The organism is Dietzia sp. DQ12-76, from assembly GCF_014145045.1.
GTDB lineage: Bacteria > Actinomycetota > Actinomycetes > Mycobacteriales > Mycobacteriaceae > Dietzia.
In genome coordinates, this window is sequence record NZ_JAALDV010000567.1 from 18,125 (window position 1) to 21,256 (window position 3,132).

Annotated in this window: 4 protein-coding genes; all 4 read right to left on the reverse strand. The window is 68.0% G+C overall.

Annotation, left to right across the window (positions count from 1 at the left end):
• Positions 1–671, reverse strand: a 671-nt coding sequence (locus tag G6019_RS16995; RefSeq protein ID WP_194305857.1) for an MgtC/SapB family protein, incomplete at its 3' end; no start/stop codon positions are given.
• Between the two features lie 9 nt (positions 672–680).
• Positions 681–1,745, reverse strand: coding sequence for a 4-hydroxy-2-oxovalerate aldolase (gene dmpG / locus G6019_RS17000; protein WP_182613356.1), 1,065 nt, complete (start codon positions 1,743–1,745; stop codon positions 681–683).
• 5 nt (positions 1,746–1,750) lie between these two features.
• Positions 1,751–2,698, reverse strand: coding sequence for an acetaldehyde dehydrogenase (acetylating) (locus tag G6019_RS17005; protein ID WP_182613357.1), 948 nt, complete (start codon positions 2,696–2,698; stop codon positions 1,751–1,753).
• 89 nt (positions 2,699–2,787) lie between these two features.
• Positions 2,788–3,132 (reverse strand): HNH endonuclease signature motif containing protein (locus G6019_RS17010; RefSeq protein WP_182628125.1); only part of this gene is annotated, 345 nt, incomplete at its 5' end.

Below are 3,132 nucleotides of genomic sequence, written 5' to 3' on the forward strand. Positions count from 1 at the left end.
CTGGCCGCGATGGCCGTGGACGCCGTGCCGGACACGAAGCCCCCCGCCAGCGAGGTGACGAACAGACCCCACTTCCGGCCGAGGAGACGGGCGGCCACGTACCCGGCCCAGCCGATCCCGGTGAGGAAGACCACGAGGATCCAGATGGTGCGTGGATTGAGTGAATCGTACGGGCCGAACGCCCTGTCCGGCATGAGCGGGAGCACGAGGAACGCCACGACGAGCAGGGTGATGGCGTCAGTGACGTCCCGGTCGTCCAGGGCGTGACGCGCGAAGTCATGCAGCCGGTGCTTGGCGGCCAAGAGCATCACCACCACTACCGCCAGGGCCACCGCGAGTGCGGGATCGGCCACCGAGAGTGCCCCGAGCAGGGTGGTGACGATCGCCGCCGCCATCGTCGTGATCCCCACATCGTCGGCACCGTCATCCACCCTCGCGGGTGCTGTGACGCGCCAGTACCAGGCGAGGATCGCCGCCCCGGACACCGACAGGGCGACCGCGAGACCGACGGGTCCCAGGAGGGCCCCGATCGCACCCGCGAGGGCGAACAGTGGGAACGTCCGCGCCCCTATCCGACGGGACCGGTGCTCAGGACTGCGTTCCCGCTCGATCCCGATCGCGAGACCGAGTGCCGCCGCTGTGAGCAGCGGCAGCACTTCGTCCACGACCATGACATGAGCCTAGGCGTTCGCCTGCTCCTTCTGGATCTCCAAGGCGATGTCGATGAGTTGGTCCTCCTGACCGCCCACCAGGCGGCGCTCGCCGGCGCGGATGAGGATCTCCGACGACGGCACGCCGTAGCGGTTCGCGTGTCCCTCGGCGTGCTTGAGGAATGACGAATAACAGCCCGCGTAGCCGAGCATGAGCGCGGACCGGTCGACCACGCACTCCGTGGGCATGAGCGGTCGCACCACGTCCTCTGCGGCATCGGCGATCTTGAAGAAGTCCACGCCGGTGGTGATCCCGAGCTTGTCGCACACGCCGACCAGCGCCTCGACCGGGGTGTTCCCGGCACCGGCGCCGAAGCGGCGGGTGGAGCCGTCGATCTGCTGAGCCCCGGCCCGGATGGCCATGATCGAGTTTCCTACGCCCACATCCAGGTTCTCGTGGCCGTGGAATCCGACCTGGGCGTCGTCGCCGAGTTCGGCGACCAGCGCGGCGACCCGATCGGATACCTGGTCCATGACGAGCGCGCCCGCCGAGTCGACGATGTAGACGCACTGGCATCCCGCGTCCGCCATGACGCGGGCCTGCTTGGCGAGCACCTCCGGCGGCTGGGTGTGGCTCATCATGAGGAACCCGACGGTCTCGAGGCCGAGCTCGCGGGCGTAACCGAAGTGCTGGATCGAGACGTCGGCCTCGGTGCAGTGCGTGGCCACCCGGCAGATCGACCCACCGTTGTCGCGTGCGGCGAGGATGTCGTCCTTGATCCCCAGTCCCGGCAAGGTGAGGAATGCGATCTTGGCCTGCGTGGCGGTCTCGGCGGCGACCTTGATGAGGTCCTGGTCGTAGGACTTGGCGAAGCCGTAGTTGAATGAGGCACCGCCGAGCCCGTCACCGTGGGTGACCTCGATGACGGGGACCCCGGCGCCGTCGAGCGCGGTGACGACGTCGCGGACGTCGTCGACCGAGAACTGGTGGCGCTTGTGGTGAGAGCCGTCGCGCAGCGACGAGTCGGTGATCCGGATGTCGAGTTCCGAGCTGTAGGCACGGGCGTCCGCGTTGTACGGGTTGGTCCTGTCCATGGTCCTCACACTCCGGGCGTCGTGGTGGCGGGCTCGGTCCTGGCGAGCCTGGTCCTGGCGATGTCCTCGCCGACCTTCGTGGCGGCGGCGGTCATGATGTCGAGGTTGCCGGCGTACGGCGGGAGGAAGTCCCCGGCGCCTTCGACCTCGACGAAGATGGCGACCCGCGCCATCCCGCCGGTGATCTCGGTGGGCGGGTCGAACTGTGGCTCCTGGAGCAGCCGGTATCCGGGGACGTACTCCTGGATCTCCTTCTCGCGCTTGCGGATGGCGGTGGTGATGAGGTCCTGGTCCGCGTCCTCGGGGATCGCGCAGAAGATGGTGTCGCGCATGATCATCGGCGGTTCGGCCGGGTTGAGGATGATGATCGCCTTGCCCCGCTTGGCGCCCCCGACCTTCTCGATGGCCAGCTTGGTGGTCTCCGTGAACTCGTCGATGTTCGCCCGGGTGCCCGGCCCCGCCGATTCGGAGGAGACGGAGGCGACGATCTCGGCGTACTCCACCGGGACGACCGAGGAGACAGCGTGGACCATCGGGATGGTGGCCTGGCCACCGCAGGTGACCATGTTGTGATTGGGCGCCTCGACGTGCTCGTGCAGGTTCGCGGGTGGGATGACCATGGGGCCCACCGCGGCGGGGGTGAGGTCGACGGCGATGATGCCCGCGGCTTCGTAACGGGGGGCGTAGGCCTTGTGGACGTAGGCGCTGGTCGCCTCGAACAGCAGGTCCGGCTTCTCGCCCCCCGCCTCGATCGAGTCGAGCAGTTCGTCGGCCCCACCCGACATGCACGTCAAACCGTGGTCGGCAGCACGCTTCATCCCCTCGGACTCCGCGTCGATACCGATCATCCACTTGGGCTCGATGAACTCGCTGCGCTCGAGCTTGTACATGAGGTCGGTACCGATGTTTCCCGATCCCACTATCGCCGCGGTGAGCTTGGTCTTCGCTGTCATGCCGTCAGTCTCTCGGTGCCGACCGGCCACCACAATCAAGCGTGCCGTTCAGCGGAACACGCGAGAGTGGCGGGTGCACGGTGACCCTGTCAGGCGGGGTGGGGGCGCTGGGTGCCGGGTGGGTTGGTGAGGTGTCCGTCGTCGGTGATGAGGCGGTCGAGGTGGTGGCGCCATCGGTGGTCGAGGATCCGGTCTCGGGCCTGTGCCAGGGGGCCGTGTGGGGTGGTGCGGTGTTCGTGTCCGGTTTCGGTGATGATGGTCAGTTCGCCCAGGGGTCCGGGCCGGTAGGCGCAGTGGCCGAAGGTCTTCTCGCGGTGATGCGTGCGGCACAGGCAGATCAGGCTCCATTCGGCGGTGGGTCCGCCGAGTTCGGGCTGGTGGTGGTGGAAGGCGATGACGTGGTCGATGTCGCAGTCGTGGGCGTCGACGGTGCA

Excerpts from the sequence above, each read along its gene's own strand:
- dmpG (WP_182613356.1), bottom strand. The coding sequence starts at position 1,745 with ATGGACAGGACCAACCCGTACAACGCGGACGCCCGTGCCTACAGCTCG.
- G6019_RS17005 (WP_182613357.1), bottom strand. The coding sequence starts at position 2,698 with ATGACAGCGAAGACCAAGCTCACCGCGGCGATAGTGGGATCGGGAAAC.